The sequence below is a fragment of the Mycobacterium sp. 1165178.9 genome, from assembly GCF_001673555.1.
In the GTDB taxonomy this organism is placed as follows: domain Bacteria; phylum Actinomycetota; class Actinomycetes; order Mycobacteriales; family Mycobacteriaceae; genus Mycobacterium.
Window position 1 is genome coordinate 1 of sequence record NZ_LZMB01000322.1, and the last position, 18,258, is coordinate 18,258.

The following is an 18,258-nucleotide window of genomic DNA, read 5'->3' on the forward strand; positions in this document are numbered from 1 at the left end:
ACACCACCTGGCGGTCGGGGCAGGCCAGCTTGGCGGCCAGGGCGTAGCCGGGGCCCGAGCCCAGGCACCCGAACGGCCCGCTGTCCAGCCAGCAACCCGGTCGATAGCTGTCGATCACACGTCCCGCGTACGACCCGAAATCGCCCGCGTCGATCACGACGATGGCGTCGCGATCCAGCATCGGTGCGAGTTCCGCATACACCCGCATCGGGTGTAGTGGGCTGCGCTCGTCTGCGAGTTCGGCCTGCTCCTTGGCGCGCGACGCGGTCTCGGCGGTTCGCAGTTCGCCGATCCAGTCCTGATGGTCGGTCCCCGTGGCCGGGGCCAGCGCCGCGAGAATCGTCAACAGGTCGCCGTAGAGCTCGGCCTGCACCGGCCGCGGATGGCGCCGTTCGGGTGCCTGGGCTCGGGCCCCGGCTACGCCCTGGCCGCCAAGCTGGCCTGCCCCGACCGCCAGGTGGTGTTGCTGCAGGGCGACGGCGCGTTCGGCTTCAGCGGCATGGAGTGGGACACCCTGGTTCGGCACAACGTGGCGGTCGTGTCCGTGATCGGCAACAACGGCATCTGGGGCTTGGAAAAACACCCCATGGAGGCTTTGTACGGCTATTCGGTGGTGGCGGAGCTGCGCCCGGGGACGCGTTACGACGAGGTGGCGCGCGCCCTGGGCGGCCACGGCGAACTGGTCGCCGCGCCCGCCGAGCTGCGACCCGCGCTGGAACGCGCCTTCACCAGCGGGCTGCCCGCCGTCGTCAATGTGCTCACCGATCCCGACGTCGCCTATCCACGCCGCTCCAACCTCGCATGATGAATCCGCTGGTGAGCCACCGCGTACCGTTGACCTGTGCCTAAGACGACCCGCGCTCAACCCGGCCGGCTGAGCAGCCGCTTTTGGAAGCTGCTCGGCGCCAGCACCGAAAAGGACCGCAGCCGCTCCCTCACCCAGGTCAACGACTCGTCGGAGTACGACGACGAGGCGGCCGGGCTGACCGACGAGCAGCTACGCAAGGCGGCCGGGCTGCTCAATCTCGATGACCTCGCGGATTCCGAGGACGTACCGCAGTTCCTTGCCATCGCCCGCGAGGCGGGCGAGCGGGCGAGTGGATTGCGGCCCTTCGATGTTCAGCTTTTGGGTGCGTTGCGCATGCTGGCGGGTGACGTCATCGAGATGGCCACCGGTGAGGGCAAGACACTCGCGGGCGCGATCGCCGCGGCGGGGTATGCGCTGGCCGGGCGGAACGTACACGTCGTCACCATCAACGACTACCTGGCCCGTCGTGATGCGGAATGGATGGGCCCCGTCATCGAGGCCATGGGCCTGACCGTCGGCTGGATCACCGCCGAGTCGACCAGCGACGAACGCCGGGCCGCGTACGGCTGCGACGTGACCTACGCGTCGGTCAACGAGATCGGTTTCGACGTGCTGCGCGATCAGCTGGTGACCGACGTCGCGGATCTGGTCTCGCCCAATCCCGACGTGGCCCTGATCGACGAGGCCGACTCGGTGCTGGTCGACGAGGCGCTGGTGCCGCTCGTGCTGGCCGGGACCACCCACCGGGAGACGCCGCGGTTGGAGATCATCGAGCTGGCCGGCCAGCTCGAGGCCGGCACCGACTACGACACCGACGCGGATAGCCGCAATGTCCACCTGACCGAGGTCGGGGCACGCAAGGTCGAAAAGGCGCTCGGCGGGATCGACCTGTACTCCGAGGAACACGTCGTCACCACGCTGACCGAGATCAACGTCGCGCTGCACGCGCACGTGCTGCTGCAGCGCGACGTGCACTACATCGTCCGCGACGACGCGGTGCACCTGATCAATGCCGCGCGGGGGCGCATCGCGCAACTGCAGCGCTGGCCCGACGGCCTGCAGGCTGCCGTTGAAGCCAAGGAGGGCATCGAGACCACCGAAACGGGCGAGGTGCTGGACACCATCACCGTGCAGGCGTTGATCAATCGCTACACGACGGTGTGCGGCATGACGGGCACCGCGCTGGCCGCCGGTGAGCAGCTGCGCCAGTTCTACAAGCTCGGGGTGTCACCAATTCCGCCGAATGAGCCCAACATTCGTGAAGACGAATCCGACCGGGTCTACATCACCGCTGCGGCCAAGAACGACGCGATCGTCGCCCACATCGCCGACGTGAACGAGACCGGGCAGCCGGTGCTGGTGGGCACCCGCGACGTGGCCGAATCCGAGGAGCTGCACGAGCGGCTGCTGCGCCGCGGCGTACCCGCGGTGGTGCTGAACGCCAAAAACGACGCCGAAGAAGCCCAGGTGATCGCCGAGGCCGGCAAGTTCGGCGTCGTCACCGTCTCGACGCAGATGGCCGGGCGCGGTACCGATATCCGCCTCGGCGGCTCCGACGAGGCCGACCACGACCGGGTCGCCGAGCTGGGCGGGCTGCACGTCGTCGGGACCGGGCGGCACCACACCCAGCGACTGGACAACCAGTTGCGCGGGCGCGCCGGGCGGCAGGGTGATCCGGGGTCGTCGGTGTTCTTCTCGAGTTGGGAGGACGACGTGGTGGCCGCCAACCTCGACCACAACAAGCTGCCGACCGAAACCGACGAGGACGGCAAGATCGTCAGCCCCAAGGCGGCGGGCCTGCTCGACCACGCACAGCGCGTGGCGGAGGGCCGCATGCTGGACGTGCACGCGAACACCTGGCGCTATAACCAGTTGATCGCCCAGCAGCGCGCCATCATCGTCGATCGGCGTAATACGTTGCTGCGCACGCCAACCGCGCGTGAGGAACTCGCCGAGCTGGCGCCGAAGCGCTATAAGGAGCTGGCCGAGACCGACGGAATCTCCGAAAAGCGCCTTGAGACGATCTGCCGGCAGATCATGCTCTATCACCTCGACCGCGGCTGGGCCGACCATCTGGCGTACCTGGCCGACATCCGGGAGAGCATCCATCTGCGGGCGCTGGGCCGGCAGAACCCGCTGGACGAGTTCCACCGGCTGGCGGTCGACGCGTTCGCGTCGCTGGCCGCGGACGCGATCGAGGCGGCCCAGCAGACGTTCGAAACCGCGAACGTACTAGATGAGGAGCCCGGACTGGACCTGTCCAAGCTGGCGCGGCCGACGTCGACCTGGACCTACATGGTCAACGACAACCCGCTGTCGGACGACACGCTGTCCACCCTGAGCCTGCCCGGGGTCTTCCGCTGAGCTGAGTCGGGCAGTTCGGGCGCCCGGTCAGTGGGGCGTTTGAGCGCGACCGCCCGGCCAGCCGGGCGGTCGAGGTTGGGCTAGTGTCACGGCTCATGGAGCCGGTGCTTCCGCCCAACCGGGTGCTGACGGTGCCCAACGCGCTCAGCGCGGTGCGCCTGGCGCTGATCCCGGTGTTCGTCTATGCCCTGGTGGTCGAGCACGCCAACGGGTGGGCGGTCGCGATTCTGATGTTCAGCGGCGCCTCGGACTGGGCCGACGGCAAGATCGCCCGCCTGCTCAATCAGTCCTCGCGGCTGGGTGTCCTGCTGGACCCGGCGGTCGACAGGCTCTACATGGTCGCGGTGCCCATCGTGCTGGCCTTCGACGGGATCGTGCCGTGGTGGTTCGTCATCGTCCTGCTCGCGCGCGACGGTCTGTTGGCGACCACGTTGCCGCTGCTGTGGAGTCGGGGCCTGTCCGCGTTGCCGGTGACCTACATCGGCAAGGCCGCGACGTTCGCGCTGATGTCCGGCTTTCCCCTGGTGCTGCTGGGCACCTGGGACGCGCTATGGAGCCGCGTGATCGGGGCCTGCGGCTGGGCCTTCCTGATCTGGGGTATGTACGCCTACCTGTGGGCGTTCGTGCAGTATGCGGTGCAGATGATTCTCGTGCTGCGACGCATGCCCAAGGTCGACCGCGGTTCTCGCCCGTCGGCCGCGGCGAAGGTGGCTGACCATGGCTGACGCGGACCGTCTGCTCGGCGGCTATGATCCCAATGCCGGTCGCGGCGCGCATGTGGCGTCGCGGCCAAAGCTGATCCCTGTGCCGTCGCTGTTGCGGGCGCTGCTGTCCGAGCACCTCGATCCCGGTTATGCCGCGGCGGCGGCCAGACGCGGCGTCGCCGACGCGCCACGCAGCGGACGCGAGCGTGTGTTCGGTTGGCTCTGGCAGGCCGCGGCGGCCCTGCTGATCGCGACGGTTTTCGCCGCCGCCGTCGCGCAGGCCCGCTCGGTGGCCCCCGGGGTGCGCTCCGCCCAGCAGCTGCTGTTGGGAAATGTGCGGTCGACCGAAGGCTCCGCGGCCAAGCTGAACCAGCGCCGCAGCGAGCTGGCGACGCGCGTCGACGACGTGCAGCGCCACGCCCTGGCCGAAGACGCCGAGGGCCAGCGGCTGCTGAAACGGCTCGACGCGCTCAGCCTGGCGGCCGCCGGCACGGCGATCATCGGGCCCGGCCTGAAGGTGACGGTCACCGATCCCGGTGCCGGCCCGAACCTGTCCGACGTGTCCAAGCAGCGGGTCAACGGCAGCAGGCAGATCATCCTGGACCGCGATCTGCAGCTGCTGGTCAACTCGCTGTGGGCGAGCGGTGCCGAGGCCATTTCCGTCGGCGGTGTGCGGATCGGGCCGAATGTGACCATCCGCCAAGCCGGCGGCGCGATCCTGGTCGATAACAGCCCGACAAGCAGCCCGTACACGATCCTGGCGATCGGGCCGCCGCGCGCGATGCGCGATGTCTTCGACAACAGCCCCGGCATGCAGCGACTGAGGCTGTTGCAGACCTCCTACGGTGTCGTGGTTACGGTGGACGCCGCAGACGGTCTGACGCTCCCTGCCGGAACAACCCGGGATGTCAAGTTCGCCAAGCAGATTGGGCCACAGTGAGAAAAGTGCTCATCCGACACATTCCCCTGTGTGAGATGCGGACGGGAAACCAAGCATGATCGGTATCGCAGCACTGGCGATCGGCATCGTGCTCGGCCTGGTTTTTCATCCCGCGGTGCCAGAGGTCGTCCAGCCGTACCTGCCGATCGCGGTGGTCGCGGCGATGGACGCGGTGTTCGGCGGGTTACGTGCTTACCTGGAACGGATTTTCGACTCGAAGGTCTTCGTGATCTCCTTCGTGTTCAACGTCTTCGTGGCCGCCCTGATCGTCTATGTCGGCGATCAATTGGGCGTGGGCACGCAATTGTCCACGGCCATCATCGTCGTGCTGGGTATCCGCATCTTCGGCAATGCCGCCGCCCTGCGCCGTAGGCTGTTTGGGGCGTAACGCGCGCCGGCGACGATGCAGTGGGGGCACCCTGGCCACACGGTGGCGAGGGGGACGAAGCGATGAGGAGGAGCGGCGCCATAACGCAGTTGGGATCAACGTGAGCCAGGATCCGCCAGACCGCACCGCCGGCGGCCACAGTGGCGACGGGCCAACCGGGCCCGGTCGCCCCGGAACCGATGCGACGCCGGAACCGGGTGCGCCGCGCGGCCGCCACGAGCTGGCCGCGAAAAGCCCGCGTCCCGAAATCGGCCCGGTACACCGCACCGGGTTATCCGGCATGGTGCGCGGCGGTCGGTCCCGGATGGCCTTTGGAACGCTGGCCGCCATGCTGTGCTTGCTGCTGGGCCTCGCCATCGTCACCCAGGTCCGCCAGACCGAGTCGGGTGACTCACTCGAGACCGCCCGTCCCGCAGACCTTCTGGTGCTGCTGGATTCGTTGCGACAGCGCGAAGGCACGCTCAACGCCGAGGTGAACGAGCTCCAGAACACGCTGAATTCATTGCAGGCGTCCGGGAACAACGACCAGGCCGCCATTCAATCCGCGCAGTCGAGGCTGGCGGCGCTGTCCATTCTGGTCGGGGCGGTCGGCGCTACCGGGCCCGGCGTCACCGTCACCATCGACGACCCCGCACCCGGGGTGTCGCCCGAGGCGATGCTCGACGTGATCAACGAGTTGCGGGCCGCCGGCGCCGAGGCGATCGAAGTCAACGACGCGCACCAATCGGTGCGGGTAGGTGTCGACACGTGGGTGGTGGGTACGCCCGGGTCGCTGATCATCGACGCCAAAACGCTGTCGCCGTCGTATTCGATTCTGGCGATTGGCGATCCGCCTACCCTGGCCGCGGCCATGAACATTCCCGGTGGGGCGCAGGACACCGTCAAGCGCGTCGGCGCGCGAATGTCCGTCCAGCAGGCCGACCGCGTGGACGTGACCACCTTGCGGCAACCAAAACCGCACCAATACGCTCAGCCGGTCAAGTGAGCACCGCCCGAACAGAACAGGATCACCCGTGAGCGATATCCCGCCCGACCTGCGCTACACCGCCGAGCACGAATGGGTTCGCCGAAGCGGGGATGACACCGTGCGAGTGGGCATCACCGATTTTGCGCAGTCGGCGTTGGGCGATGTCGTTTTCGTTCAGTTGCCCGACGTGGGCACCGAAATTACCGCGGGGGAATCCTTCGGCGAGGTCGAGTCGACGAAATCGGTGTCGGACTTGTACGCCCCGGTCTCGGGCAAAGTGTCGGCGGTCAACACGGATCTGGACGGCAGCCCGCAACTGGTGAACTCCGACCCGTACGGAGCCGGCTGGTTGCTGGATGTGCAGGTCGCCGAAGTCGGCGAATTGGAGTCGGCAATTTCTTCGCTGCTCGACGCTGAGGCCTACCGCGGAACGCTGACCGAATGACGATTGCTAATGTCCCTGCAGCCCCGCACCGCGAGCGAGCGGTGCAGCCAGGGTACGGGGGAGTCGAAGTTTCGGATCGTCAGGTGGTGGGCGCATTGCAAGCCGGTGCGCGGTACGGTCGACACACGACCTTTGAGAACCTTCGGAGATCGCTGAGAGACACGTGAAAGACACTTGCAAGTAGAAGACGCCAGTAATCGGCATACCGGGCAAAGAAACCTGGTGCGAAAGCCGGCCGAGCGGCCCGGTCAGACAACGCCACAGCAGCCAGTGAGGAGCAGCGCGTGACGGACATGGACAACGACCAGAATTCGGATGAAGTCACGGTAGAGACGACTTCTGTCTTCCGTGCCGACTTCCTCAACGAGCTGGACGCCCCCGCACAAGCGGGAACCGAGAGTGCGGTATCCGGAGTCGAGGGACTCCCCGCCGGCTCGGCGTTGCTGGTCGTCAAGCGGGGACCCAACGCGGGTTCTCGCTTTTTGCTGGACCAGCCCACCACGTCCGCCGGCCGGCACCCCGACAGCGACATTTTCCTCGACGACGTAACCGTCAGTCGTCGGCACGCCGAATTCAGGTTGGAAAACAACGAATTCAGCGTGGTCGACGTTGGTAGTCTCAACGGCACTTACGTCAACCGTGAGCCCGTGGACTCCGCGGTGCTTGCCAACGGCGACGAAGTGCAGATCGGCAAGTTCCGCTTGGTGTTTTTGACTGGACCCAAGCAGGGTGAGGATGGAGGATCTTCAGGCTAGTGAGCGCACCCGATAGCTCGGCACTTGCCGGGATGTCGATTGGGGCGGTCCTGGAACTGCTGAGGCCGGACTTCCCCGATGTCACCATCTCCAAGATCCGCTTCCTGGAGGCCGAGGGGCTGGTGACGCCGCAGCGGGCCGCGTCGGGTTATCGAAGGTTCACCGCATACGACTGCGCGCGGCTGCGGTTCATCCTTACCGCGCAACGTGATCACTACCTCCCGCTGAAGGTCATCAGGGCGCAATTGGATGCCCAACCCGATGGCGAATTGCCGCCCGTCCGAACGTCCTATTCGGCACCGCGCCTGGTGTCCGTGGCGGGAACGGGGATTGACGCGGGCTCCGACACCTCAGCGGTGGCCCCCACCCACGTCCGGCTGAGCCGCGAAGAACTGCTGAACCGCGCGGGCGTAGCGGACGACCTGCTCACCGCGCTACTGAAGGCCGGAGTCATCACCACCGGGCCCGGCGGTTTCTTCGACGAGCACGCCATCGTCATCCTGCAATGCGCGCGGGCGCTGTCGAATTACGGCGTTGAGCCGCGGCACTTGCGCGCGTTCCGCTCGGCCGCCGATCGGCAGTCGGATCTGATCGCGCAGATTGCCGGTCCGGTAGTAAAAGCCGGCAAGGCCGGAGCGCGCGATCGCGCCGACGATTTGGCGCGCGAAGTCGCGGCACTCGCCATCACGTTGCACACGTCGCTGATCAAATCCGCCGTTCGCGACGTTCTGGATCGCTGAGGACTAGACTTCGGTCGACAGCTTGGTTTTCGGCAGTAGGACGGATTTTGACCTCGCCGTCCCTGGCGACCCAACCGGCGCCACTAATGCGGAGGGCAGACACAAATGGGTGAGGTTCGTGTTGTCGGCATTCGCGTCGAGCAGCCGCAAAACCAGCCGGTGCTGTTACTGCGCGAAACGAACGGTGACCGTTACCTTCCGATCTGGATCGGCCAGTCGGAGGCCGCCGCCATCGCACTCGAGCAGCAAGGCGTTGAGCCCCCACGCCCGTTGACGCACGATCTGATCAGGGATGTTATTGCCGCGCTTGGGCATTCGCTGAAAGAGGTGCGGATCGTCGACCTACAAGAGGGCACTTTCTACGCTGACCTGGTATTCGACCGCAACATCACCGTATCGGCGCGTCCTTCCGACTCGGTGGCGATCGCACTGCGGGTCGGCGTTCCGATCTACGTCGAAGAAGGCGTGCTCGCGCAGGCCGGGCTCTTGATCCCCGACGAGAGCGACGAGGAAGGCGGCACCGCCGTCCGGGAGGACGAGGTGGAGAAGTTCAAAGAATTTCTCGATAGCGTATCTCCGGACGATTTCAAAGCCACCTAGTGCAAACCTGCCACGAACACCACTGGGAACCGCGGGGCCGCTGGTTTAGCCTGGAAAGCGACATCACGGATCCGTCTCAAACCACACCATGATGTCGACACGCTGGTGGATAGCCCGCCCACTTGGCCTCGCGGCGGCCATACTTTGTTCGCGACTACAGGCGCGGCGGCTATCGGAAAGCGTAAGCTCTACTAGCACTCGGGCCTGAGCAAACGTGGCTGCGCTGCAGCCAGGGACGCAGCTAACGACGAGAGCGCCATCGCGGAGAGGAACCACCGTGAGCGAGCAGCCACGCCAAGAGCAGCTGAACCTAGCTGAGAACGGCAGCCCGGCGACCAGTGACCGCAGCGTCACCGTAGCCAGCGCACCCGTGCAGCCCGGACTTTTCCCGGACGACTCCGTGCCCGACGAGCTGGTCGGCTACCGCGGTCCGAGCGCCTGCCAGATCGCCGGCATCACCTATCGGCAACTGGACTACTGGGCGCGCACCTCGCTGGTGGTCCCGTCGATCCGCAGCGCGGCGGGCTCCGGCAGCCAGCGGCTCTATTCGTTCAAGGACATCCTGGTCCTCAAGATCGTGAAGCGGTTGCTCGACACCGGGATTTCGTTGCACAACATCCGCGTCGCGGTCGATCATCTGCGTCAGCGTGGCGTCCAGGATCTGGCCAACATCACCCTGTTCTCCGACGGCACCACCGTTTACGAGTGCACGTCGGCCGAAGAGGTCGTCGACCTGCTGCAGGGCGGGCAGGGCGTCTTCGGCATCGCCGTATCGGGCGCCATGCGCGAGCTGACCGGCGTCATCGCGGACTTTCCCGGCGAGCGGGCCGACGGCGGCGAGTCGATCGCCGAGCCCGAGGACGAACTGGCGTCCCGGCGCAAGCACCGCGACCGCAAGATCGGCTGACGGCGCGCCCGCGACCGGGCCTCAAGCGGCCGGGTAAACTGGGTCGCGCATCGCATTCGAGCGGGAGAGTTTCGTGGCTGCCAGTCACGGACGCCGAAGGAGCAACACCTCTCCGTCAACCTCTCAGGCACCCGGACCGCACGAAATCTCGATGCCTCTGGAAAGCGGTGTGAGCCCTTGTGGCCCGCACCCGCCGATGGGGAAAGGCGCGCAGGCAGCATCGGGCGCCGAATCTCTCAGGCGCCCGGCGAACGGGTGAAGACAGAGGGAGAGGGCCGCTAGTCCTCTGCCGTGAAATGTCTTCGCCCGCCTACTCAGGAGCTCCAGTGTCCGATCACTTCACTTTCGCTGCGCGGCACATCGGCCCGGACAACCAGGCCGTCGCCGCCATGCTCGCCGTCATCGGTGTGGACTCGCTGGACGAGCTCGCCGCCAAGGCGGTTCCGGCGCGCATCCTGGACCGGCTGACCGAAGGCAACGCCGCGCCCGGTCTCGACCGGCTGCCGCCCCCCGCCAGCGAGGCCGAGGCGCTGGCCGAGCTGCGGTCGCTGGCCGAGGCGAACACGGTGGCCGTGTCCATGATCGGGCAGGGCTACTACGACACGCTCACACCTCCGGTGTTGCTGCGCAACATCTTGGAGAACCCGGCCTGGTACACCGCCTACACGCCGTACCAGCCGGAGATCAGCCAGGGCCGGCTCGAGGCGCTGCTGAATTTCCAGACGATGGTCGCCGACCTCACCGGCCTCGAGGTCGCCAACGCCTCGATGCTCGACGAGGGCACGGCGGCGGCCGAGGCCATGACGTTGATGCACCGCGCCGCGCGCGGCAAGGCTAACCGCCTGGCGGTGGACGCCGACGTCTTCGCCCAGACCGCGGCCATCCTGGCCACCCGGGCCAAGCCGCTGGGCATCGAGATCGTCACCGCCGACCTGCGCAGCGGTCTTCCCGACGGCGACTTCTTCGGCGTCATCGCCCAGCTGCCCGGGGCCAGCGGCCGGGTCACCGACTGGTCGGGCCTGGCGGAGCAGGCGCACGACCGGGGAGCGCTGATCGCCATCGGCGCCGACTTACTCGCCATGACACTGATCACGCCTCCCGGAGAGATCGGCGCCGACGTCGCCTTCGGAACCACCCAAAGATTCGGGGTGCCAATGGGTTTCGGTGGACCACACGCCGGTTACCTGGCGGTGCACGCCAACCACGCCCGGCAGTTGCCGGGCCGGCTGGTCGGTGTGTCGCTGGATGCCGACGGGGCGCCTGCCTATCGGCTGGCGTTGCAGACCCGCGAGCAGCACATTCGCCGCGACAAGGCGACCAGCAACATCTGTACCGCGCAGGTGCTGCTGGCGGTGATGGCCGCGATGTACGCCAGCTACCACGGCGCCGAGGGGCTGACCGCGATGGCGCGCCGCGTGCATGGTCACGCCGACGCGATCGCCGCCGCGCTCGGCGACGCGCTGGTGCACGACGAGTACTTCGACACCGTGCTGGCCCGGGTGCCCGGACGCGCCACCGAGGTGATCGCCGCGGCCAAGGCCCGCGGCATCAACCTGTGGCGGGTCGATGACGACCACGTGTCGGTGGCCTGCGACGAGGTCACCACCGACGAGCACGTCGCCGCCGTGCTCGAGGCCTTCGGAGTCCAAGCCGCCCAGCCGCCGTGCACCGGCGTCGCCACCCGCACATCGGAGTTCCTCACCCACCCCGCGTTCACCCAGTACCGCACCGAGACGGCGATGATGCGCTACCTTCGCACGCTGGCCGACAAAGATATCGCCTTGGACCGCAGCATGATTCCGCTCGGGTCCTGCACCATGAAGCTGAATGCCGCCGCGGAGATGGAACCGATCACCTGGCCGGAATTCGCCCGCCAGCATCCGTTCGCGCCTGCGTCGGACACCCCCGGCCTGCGGCGTCTGATCGCCGAGCTGGAGACCTGGCTGGTGCAGATCACCGGTTACGACGCCGTCTCGCTGCAACCCAACGCCGGCTCGCAGGGCGAGTACGCCGGTCTGCTGGCCATCCACGATTACCACGCCGGCCGTGGGGAACCGCACCGCGATATCTGCCTCATCCCGTCCAGTGCGCACGGCACCAACGCGGCGTCGGCGGCGCTGGCCGGGATGCGGGTCGTCGTGGTGGCCTGCCACACCAACGGCGACGTGGATCTCGACGATTTGCGCGCCAAAGTCAGCGAGCACCGCGACCGGCTGTCGACGCTGATGATCACGTACCCGTCCACGCACGGCGTCTACGAGCACGACATCGCCGAGATCTGTGCGGCCGTGCACGATGCCGGGGGGCAGGTCTACGTCGACGGCGCCAACCTCAACGCGCTGGTGGGGCTGGCACGCCCGGGCAAGTTCGGCGGCGATGTCAGCCATCTGAATCTGCACAAGACGTTCTGCATTCCGCACGGCGGCGGCGGACCCGGCGTCGGGCCGGTGGCGGTGCGCTCGCATCTGGCGCCATACCTGCCGGGGCATCCGTACGCCCCCGAGTTGCCCCAGGGGCATCCGGTGTCGGCGGCGCCCTACGGGTCGGCCTCGATCCTGCCGATCAGCTGGGCCTACATCAGGATGATGGGCGCCGCGGGCTTGCGCGCGGCGTCGCTGACCGCGATCACCTCGGCCAACTACATCGCCCGGCGCCTCGACGAGTACTTCCCAGTCCTGTACACCGGCGAGAACGGGATGGTCGCCCACGAATGCATCCTGGACCTTCGGGGGATCACGAAGTCCACCGGCGTCACCGTCGATGACGTGGCAAAGCGCTTGGCGGACTATGGTTTTCACGCTCCGACCATGAGTTTCCCGGTGGCCGGCACGCTGATGGTCGAGCCCACCGAGAGCGAGACCTTGACCGAGGTCGACGCGTTCTGCGACGCGATGATCGCCATTCGCGGCGAGATCGACCGGGTGGGCGCGGGGGAGTGGTCCGTCGACGACAACCCGTTGCGGGGCGCGCCGCACACGGCCGAGAGCCTGGTGATCGGCGACTGGGACCACCCTTACACCCGGGAGCAGGCCGCCTATCCGCTGGGCAAGGAGTTTCGGCCCAAGGTGTGGCCGCCGGTGCGTCGCATCGACGGCGCCTACGGCGATCGCAACCTGGTCTGCTCGTGCCCGCCGGTGGAGGCGTTCGCCTGACGGTCCCGCCCATCGAGGCTCAGCCGGGCGTTGCCGCAGGAGTGTGCGGCATCCGCACCGCGGCGGCCGCACGGCGTGGTGCCGACCAACCCCGTCAGCTCAGAAAGGTGTTCACCGCCGCGGCGAGGTCGGGGGACGCCGACGTCGCGAGGTTCTGATAGGTACCGCCACTGAGTTGGGAGACCGCTTCCCAGGTCGCCCGGTCGGGGTCACTTCCGAAGTCGATGACATTCACCGCGATGGGTTTGGCGGGATCAGCGCTCTTACGGATGAAGTCCTGCAGTCCCGGCCCGTCCAGCGTCTGGTCGGTGTGCGGCCCTGCGGTGATCAATAGGATCGAATTCGTTTGTCCCGCATGATAATTGGTCTGCATATCCTGGTAGAGCATCCGCAGTGTGGTGAAGGACACCGCACCGCCACCCGACGAGTACTGCTTGTCCAGGGCGGCGGCCAGTGCCGCCGAACGTGGCTGGCCGTTGACGGCGTCCGACAGCGGCCCGCTGCCCACCTCCGAGCGACCCTCGTGCCCGTCGAACGTCCAGAGCCCGACGACCGCGGTGGGGGGCAGCGCTTTGATCTTGTCCTGTAGCGCCCCGACCACATTGGCCAGCCTGGATTTTCCGCCCTCCTGTGCGGGCATCGACTGGTCGAGCAGGATGGTCGTCGCCTGCCCGCTCGAGGGGCTCGCCATCGCCTCGGCGAGGGTGGCCCGCATCGGCTCATCGCCCACCGACAGCGCGGGGGGCAGCGCCGGGAAGTTCGTGACCGGACTACTGGGCGGTGTCACGCCGTTGACGCGGAAGCCGGCCTTCGCCAGCTTGGCCAGCTGGTCTGACTTGTGCATGAAGCGCGAGAACTCGCTGGCCGCGGTCGCCTGTTCTCGGCTCAACCACGAACCGCTCAGCAGCACGGTGGGGTAGTCGGCCACCGGGGCAGGGCCGGGCGGAAGCCAGAACCCCAAGGTGCTTTTGGCGTTCGGCAGCGATTGGCCGCGTTGAAACAGCTGCTGCTCGGTGGTGATGACCGCGTGTACCTGTGCGGTCGCCGCGTCAGGTGGTCCGAGCAGCACGTCCATCGCCTCGGTCAGCGAGTTGTTCGCCAGTTTCGGTTGTGCGCTCAGCAGGCTGCGCACCGCGCCGGTGCCCTGCGTCGCAGGGGCGCCGGGCGGTACCGAGGCGGCCGCCACCGCCTCGCCGGCCAGAAACGAAGCGTCCCCGTTGCCGGTCATCGGCAGCGCCACGCGCAGCGAACCCCATCCGGGTAAGTTCAACCCAGCCAACGCGTTCGGGTTGGTTTGCAGGCCCGGCAGGGCCGCCCAGTTCTGGTTGGACAGTGCCGGCGCGAGTTGGGGGCGGACGGCCAGCACCACCGGCGACGTGACCAGCGAATGGCTCTCGGTGACCGTCTTTTGGGCCGTCGCCCCGGCGAGCCGCGCGGCCGAGATCGAACTGCTCGGAATCCACAGCGCCGGTTGACCGCCCAGTTCCGCGGGCCACTTGCCGATGAAGCCGTTGAGCACGGCATCGGAGTTGGCCGGTTTGACACTCACCACCATGCAGCGGTCACCGACCGGGCCGGCGGATTTGTTGTAGCTTTCCGCGAGCTGCGCAACGGAATCGGCGATGGACGGGTCGGCGACGACGGCCACCGTCTCCTGACCTCCCGCGCAGCGGCCGGCCGCAGTGTGCGACCGCTTGGACAACGCGTCACCGAAGAAGCTCCACAGGATCACCGATCCCACGACGACGACGACCGCGACCAGCGCCACGACCACGCCGACGCTGACGCCGCGACGGCCGCCGTCGCTGCGATGACCACCCAGCCGATCGGCCAACCCGCGGTGCCCGCCGCGGAAGAGCGACGACGATGATGCCGGCGGCTCCGGACTCGGCGGGGGCCCCTGCCGGGACGAAAACTCCGGGTAGTCATCGGCGGTGTCGTCTACGAATGAATCCTCGGCCGCGTAGAGATCGTCGTCGTCCGCCGCGAGGCCCTCGTGATCGGGATGGCGACGCTGCGCGGAGTAGTAGCCCTCGTCGGAGTAGTAGCCCTGCGCCGAGTCGTCACCCTCGCCGGAATAGTCACCCTCGTCCGAGTAGAGGTCGGCTTCCTCGTCGCCTCGAGACGGCTCGTCGACGACATCGTCGCGAGAGCTCTCGTCGAGGAAGTCGTCAGGGTCGGGCGCACTGTGCCTACCCATAGCAGTGCCCGCGGCCTTTCCGTCGATCCATCGTTAACTCGGCGCCGATTTTAGTCATCGCCGGCACTATGACACGTTCGCACCCGATTTGAGCGCAGGCTCAATTCGACTGCGCGGCGTGTGCCTTGGCTTCACGCCGACGGCGATGCAGGATCGGCTCGGTGTAACCGTTGGGTTGCTGCGTTCCGGTCAGGATCAGATCCTGCGCGGCGAGGAACGCCAGGCTGTCGTCGAAGTTCGGCGCCATCGGCAGGTACGCCGCGTCCTTGGCGTTCTGCTCGTCGACCAGTGGGGCCATCCGCTCCAGGCTGGCCCGCACGTCCTCCTCGGTGATGACGCCGTGGCGCAGCCAGTTGGCCAGCAGTTGGCTCGAAATGCGCAGCGTGGCACGGTCTTCCATCAGTGCCACGTCGTGAATGTCGGGCACCTTCGAGCAGCCGACGCCCTGCGCGACCCAGCGCACTACGTAGCCCAGGATGGACTGGCAGTTGTTGTCGACCTCTTCGCGGATCTCCTCGGGAGCCCAGGCCAGTTCCTTGGCCAGCGGGATGGTCAGCAGCTCTTCGATCTTGGTGCGCTTCTTACCGGCGAGCTCCTCCTGCACCGCGCCCACGTCGACGTAGTGGTAGTGCATCGCGTGCAGGGTGGCGGCCGTCGGCGAAGGCACCCACGCGGTGGTCGCACCCGCCTTCGGCTGACCGATCTTCTGCTCGACCATGTCGGCCATCAGCTCGGTCATCGCCCACATGCCCTTACCGATCTGCGCCTTGCCCTTGAAGCCGGCCGCCAGGCCGATGTCGACGTTGGCGTCCTCGTAGGCCTTGATCCACGCGGTGCTCTTCATCGCGCCCTTGCGGATCATCGGCCCGGCCTCCATCGAGGTGTGGATCTCGTCACCGGTGCGGTCCAGGAAGCCGGTGTTGATGAACACGACCCGGTCGGCTGCCGCCTTGATGCAGGCCTTGAGGTTGACCGTGGTGCGCCGTTCCTCGTCCATGATGCCGACCTTGAGCGTGCCCTGGGGCAGGCCGAGGACGTCCTCGACGCGGCTGAACAGCTCGCAGGTGTAGGCGACCTCGTCGGGTCCGTGCATCTTGGGCTTGACGATGTAGATGGATCCGGTGCGGCTGTTGGCCAGCGGCCCATTCGCGTCACCGGTCTTCAGGCCGTGGATCGCGGTCAATCCGGTGAACAACGCGTCCATGATGCCCTCGAACACCTCGTTCCCCTCGGCGTCGACAATCGCGTCGTTGGTCATCAGGTGACCGACGTTGCGGACGAACAGCAGGCTGCGGCCGGGCAGCGTCAGCTCGCCCTCGCCATCGGGTGTGGTGTACGTGCGGTCCTCATTGAGCACCCGGGTGAAGGTCTTGCCGTCCTTCTTGACCTCTTCGGACAGGTCGCCCTTGTTCAGCCCGAGCCAGTTGCGGTAGCCGAGCACCTTGTCGTCGGCGTCGACGGCGGCCACCGAGTCCTCGAAGTCCATGATCGTGGTGATGGCCGATTCCAGGACCACGTCCTTGATACCCGCGGAGTCGGTCTTGCCGATCGGCGATTCCGGGTCGATCAGGATCTCGATGTGCAGGCCGTGGTTGGCCAGCAACACCGACCAGCTCGGGGAGCCGAGTTCACCGGTGTAGCCGGCGAACTGCTTCGCGTCGGCCAGACCAACGGAGCCGTCGGCGGTCGCCACCTTGAGCTGGCCGTCTTCGACACTGAGCCCCGTAGCGTCGGCCCATGACCCGGATTCCAGCGGAGCGGCCTCGTCGAGGAACTCGCGCGCATAGGCGATCACCTTGTCGCCGCGGACCTTGTTGTAGCTCGTGCCCTTTTCCGCGCCGTCGCTCTCGGGGATGACGTCGGTGCCATAGAGGGCGTCGTAGAGCGAGCCCCAGCGGGCGTTGGCGGCGTTCAGCGCGAACCGGGCGTTGAGCACCGGCACCACCAGCTGCGGGCCCGCCGTCGTGGTGATCTCGTCGTCCACACCCGAGGTCGTGATGGTGAAGTCCGCGGGTTCGGGTAGCAGATAACCGATTTCGGTGAGGAACTCGCGGTACGCCTCGATGTCGAGCGGCTCGATGACACGCTGCCGGTGCCACTTGTCGATCTGTGCCTGCAGCTCGTCACGCCGGCGCAGCAAGTCCTGGTTCTTGGGGGTGAGGTCGGTGACCACCTTGTCGACGCCCGCCCAGAAACTGTCGGGATCGATGTCGGTGCCGGGCAAGGCCTCGTTGTTCACGAAGTCGTAGAGCACTCTGGCGACGCGCAAGTTCCCCGCCGACACGCGATCAGTCATGATTCTCCTCCATCATGGGCCGCACCGGACCATCGTCGGGCCAGATTGGCAATGTCATAAGCCTACCGAGCGCAGCGTGGTGAGCGTTATCCGCACGATCCGCCACAGCAGGTCAGGCCGCGCTGACAGACCCAAGAACGACGCGCGGGCGAGCACCGGGATGTGTGTCCAGCAACGCATGTTCCGCGTGCAAACGGTCTCTGCCCTCCAGCACCTTCTTAACTGGCTGCCGTGAAGATAATACGGGCTGCGCACAGTCGCACCGGCCGGCCAGTGTCCTACGCCTCCCGCATGGTGCCGACTAGGTCTTCAACCAGGTCTTCCATCGCCACCATGGCGACCACGCCTCCGCTTGCGTCGGTCACCAAGGCAAGATGGCTGTTGCTGCGGCGCATCCGCGACAGGGCGTCGGCCAGCGGCAGCGATCGCGCCAGCCGCGGCAGCGGTCGCACCATCGCCAGATCGATCACCGTCTGCGGATCGTCGCCGAGCGTCAGCACGTCCTTGATGTGCAGATATCCCAGGAAGGCGCCACCGACGCTCGCAACCGGGAACCGCGAGTAACCGGTCTGGGCCAGGGCTTGCTCAACAGCCCCGACCGTCGGGCCCGCGCCCGCCGCGGCGACCGGGATGGCGTGCACGTCGGCGAGCGGCACCGCCACGTCACCGACCACGCGGTTGCGAATCTGCAGCGCCCGGGTGAGCCGGGTGCGTTCCTCCCGGTCCAGCAAGCCTTCGGACTCCGATTCGGCGATCATCTCGCTGAGCTCGACGGGGGAGACTGTGATCTCCAGCTCGTCCTTGGGTTCGACGCCGAACGCGCGCACCACCGCGTTGGCGCACTTGTTGTAGAACACGATGAACGGCCGGGCGGCGCGCACGTAGGCCAGATACGGCGGGACCAGCAGCATTGCGGTGCGCTCCGGGCCGGCCAGTGCGATGTTCTTCGGCACCATCTCGCCCAACAGCACATGCAGCGTCACCACTATGGC

General features: G+C 67.2%; 15 protein-coding genes, 1 pseudogene and 1 riboswitch. Of the genes and pseudogenes, 12 read left to right on the plus strand and 4 right to left on the minus strand.

Annotation, left to right across the window (positions count from 1 at the left end):
- Positions 1-373, minus strand: a 373-nt coding sequence (locus A5652_RS13955; protein WP_369805795.1) for a thiamine pyrophosphate-dependent enzyme, incomplete at its 3' end; no start/stop codon positions are given.
- A 15-nt stretch (positions 374-388) separates the two neighbouring features.
- Here A5652_RS13955 and A5652_RS13960 point away from each other — a divergent pair.
- From A5652_RS13960 to gcvP, 12 genes and pseudogenes are all read left to right on the plus strand, one after another.
- Positions 389-805 (plus strand): annotated as a pseudogene (locus tag A5652_RS13960) (thiamine pyrophosphate-dependent enzyme); the annotation flags it as partial.
- 36 nt (positions 806-841) lie between these two features.
- Entirely contained in the window at positions 842-3,172 is a 2,331-nt protein-coding gene (gene secA2 / locus A5652_RS13965; RefSeq protein WP_067352043.1) for an accessory Sec system translocase SecA2, read from the plus strand.
- 95 nt (positions 3,173-3,267) lie between these two features.
- Entirely contained in the window at positions 3,268-3,897 is a 630-nt protein-coding gene (locus tag A5652_RS13970) for a CDP-alcohol phosphatidyltransferase family protein (RefSeq protein WP_067352046.1), read from the plus strand.
- On the plus strand, positions 3,890-4,816 hold the full coding sequence (locus A5652_RS13975) for a DUF881 domain-containing protein (protein ID WP_067352051.1): 927 nt from the start codon (positions 3,890-3,892) through the stop codon (positions 4,814-4,816). The genes A5652_RS13970 and A5652_RS13975 overlap by 8 nt, the downstream gene beginning before the upstream one ends.
- Positions 4,817-4,871: 55 nt before the next feature.
- Positions 4,872-5,204, plus strand: coding sequence for a small basic family protein (locus A5652_RS13980; RefSeq protein WP_067352055.1), 333 nt, complete (start codon positions 4,872-4,874; stop codon positions 5,202-5,204).
- A 220-nt stretch (positions 5,205-5,424) separates the two neighbouring features.
- Complete coding sequence (locus tag A5652_RS13985; RefSeq protein WP_067352079.1) at positions 5,425-6,189, plus strand: DUF881 domain-containing protein; 765 nt, start codon at positions 5,425-5,427, stop codon at positions 6,187-6,189.
- A 28-nt stretch (positions 6,190-6,217) separates the two neighbouring features.
- On the plus strand, positions 6,218-6,616 hold the full coding sequence (gene gcvH / locus A5652_RS13990; protein ID WP_067352058.1) for a glycine cleavage system protein GcvH: 399 nt from the start codon (positions 6,218-6,220) through the stop codon (positions 6,614-6,616).
- Positions 6,617-6,909: 293 nt separating this feature from the next.
- A complete protein-coding gene (gene garA, locus A5652_RS13995; RefSeq protein WP_007771376.1) occupies positions 6,910-7,371 on the plus strand; it encodes a glycogen accumulation regulator GarA in 462 nt (153 codons plus the stop codon).
- Positions 7,371-8,111: a MerR family transcriptional regulator gene (locus A5652_RS14000; RefSeq protein WP_067352061.1), complete on the plus strand. Its 741-nt coding sequence runs from the start codon at positions 7,371-7,373 to the stop codon at positions 8,109-8,111. Before garA ends, A5652_RS14000 begins: the two co-directional genes overlap by 1 nt.
- 105 nt (positions 8,112-8,216) lie before the next feature.
- Positions 8,217-8,711, plus strand: coding sequence for a bifunctional nuclease family protein (locus A5652_RS14005; RefSeq protein WP_007771374.1), 495 nt, complete (start codon positions 8,217-8,219; stop codon positions 8,709-8,711).
- 277 nt (positions 8,712-8,988) lie between these two features.
- Positions 8,989-9,618 (plus strand): MerR family transcriptional regulator, encoded by a 630-nt coding sequence (locus tag A5652_RS14010; RefSeq protein WP_067352065.1) that lies wholly within the window; start codon positions 8,989-8,991, stop codon positions 9,616-9,618.
- Positions 9,619-9,669: 51 nt separating this feature from the next.
- Positions 9,670-9,767: riboswitch (glycine riboswitch) on the plus strand.
- A gap of 177 nt (positions 9,768-9,944) precedes the next feature.
- Positions 9,945-12,770, plus strand: a complete 2,826-nt coding sequence (gene gcvP / locus A5652_RS14015; protein WP_067352070.1) for an aminomethyl-transferring glycine dehydrogenase — start codon at positions 9,945-9,947, stop codon at positions 12,768-12,770.
- Between the two features lie 94 nt (positions 12,771-12,864).
- Here gcvP and A5652_RS14020 read toward each other — a convergent pair whose 3' ends face one another.
- The 3 genes from A5652_RS14020 to A5652_RS14030 form a co-directional block, all read right to left on the minus strand.
- Complete coding sequence (locus A5652_RS14020; RefSeq protein WP_067352073.1) at positions 12,865-14,970, minus strand: substrate-binding domain-containing protein; 2,106 nt, start codon at positions 14,968-14,970, stop codon at positions 12,865-12,867.
- Between the two features lie 100 nt (positions 14,971-15,070).
- The gene (locus A5652_RS14025; RefSeq protein ID WP_067352076.1) at positions 15,071-17,266 is read right to left on the minus strand and encodes a malate synthase G; all 2,196 of its coding nucleotides are present in this window, start codon (positions 17,264-17,266) and stop codon (positions 15,071-15,073) included.
- A 278-nt stretch (positions 17,267-17,544) separates the two neighbouring features.
- Positions 17,545-18,258: CNNM domain-containing protein (locus A5652_RS14030; protein WP_067352083.1), on the minus strand; the 714-nt coding region annotated here is incomplete at its 5' end.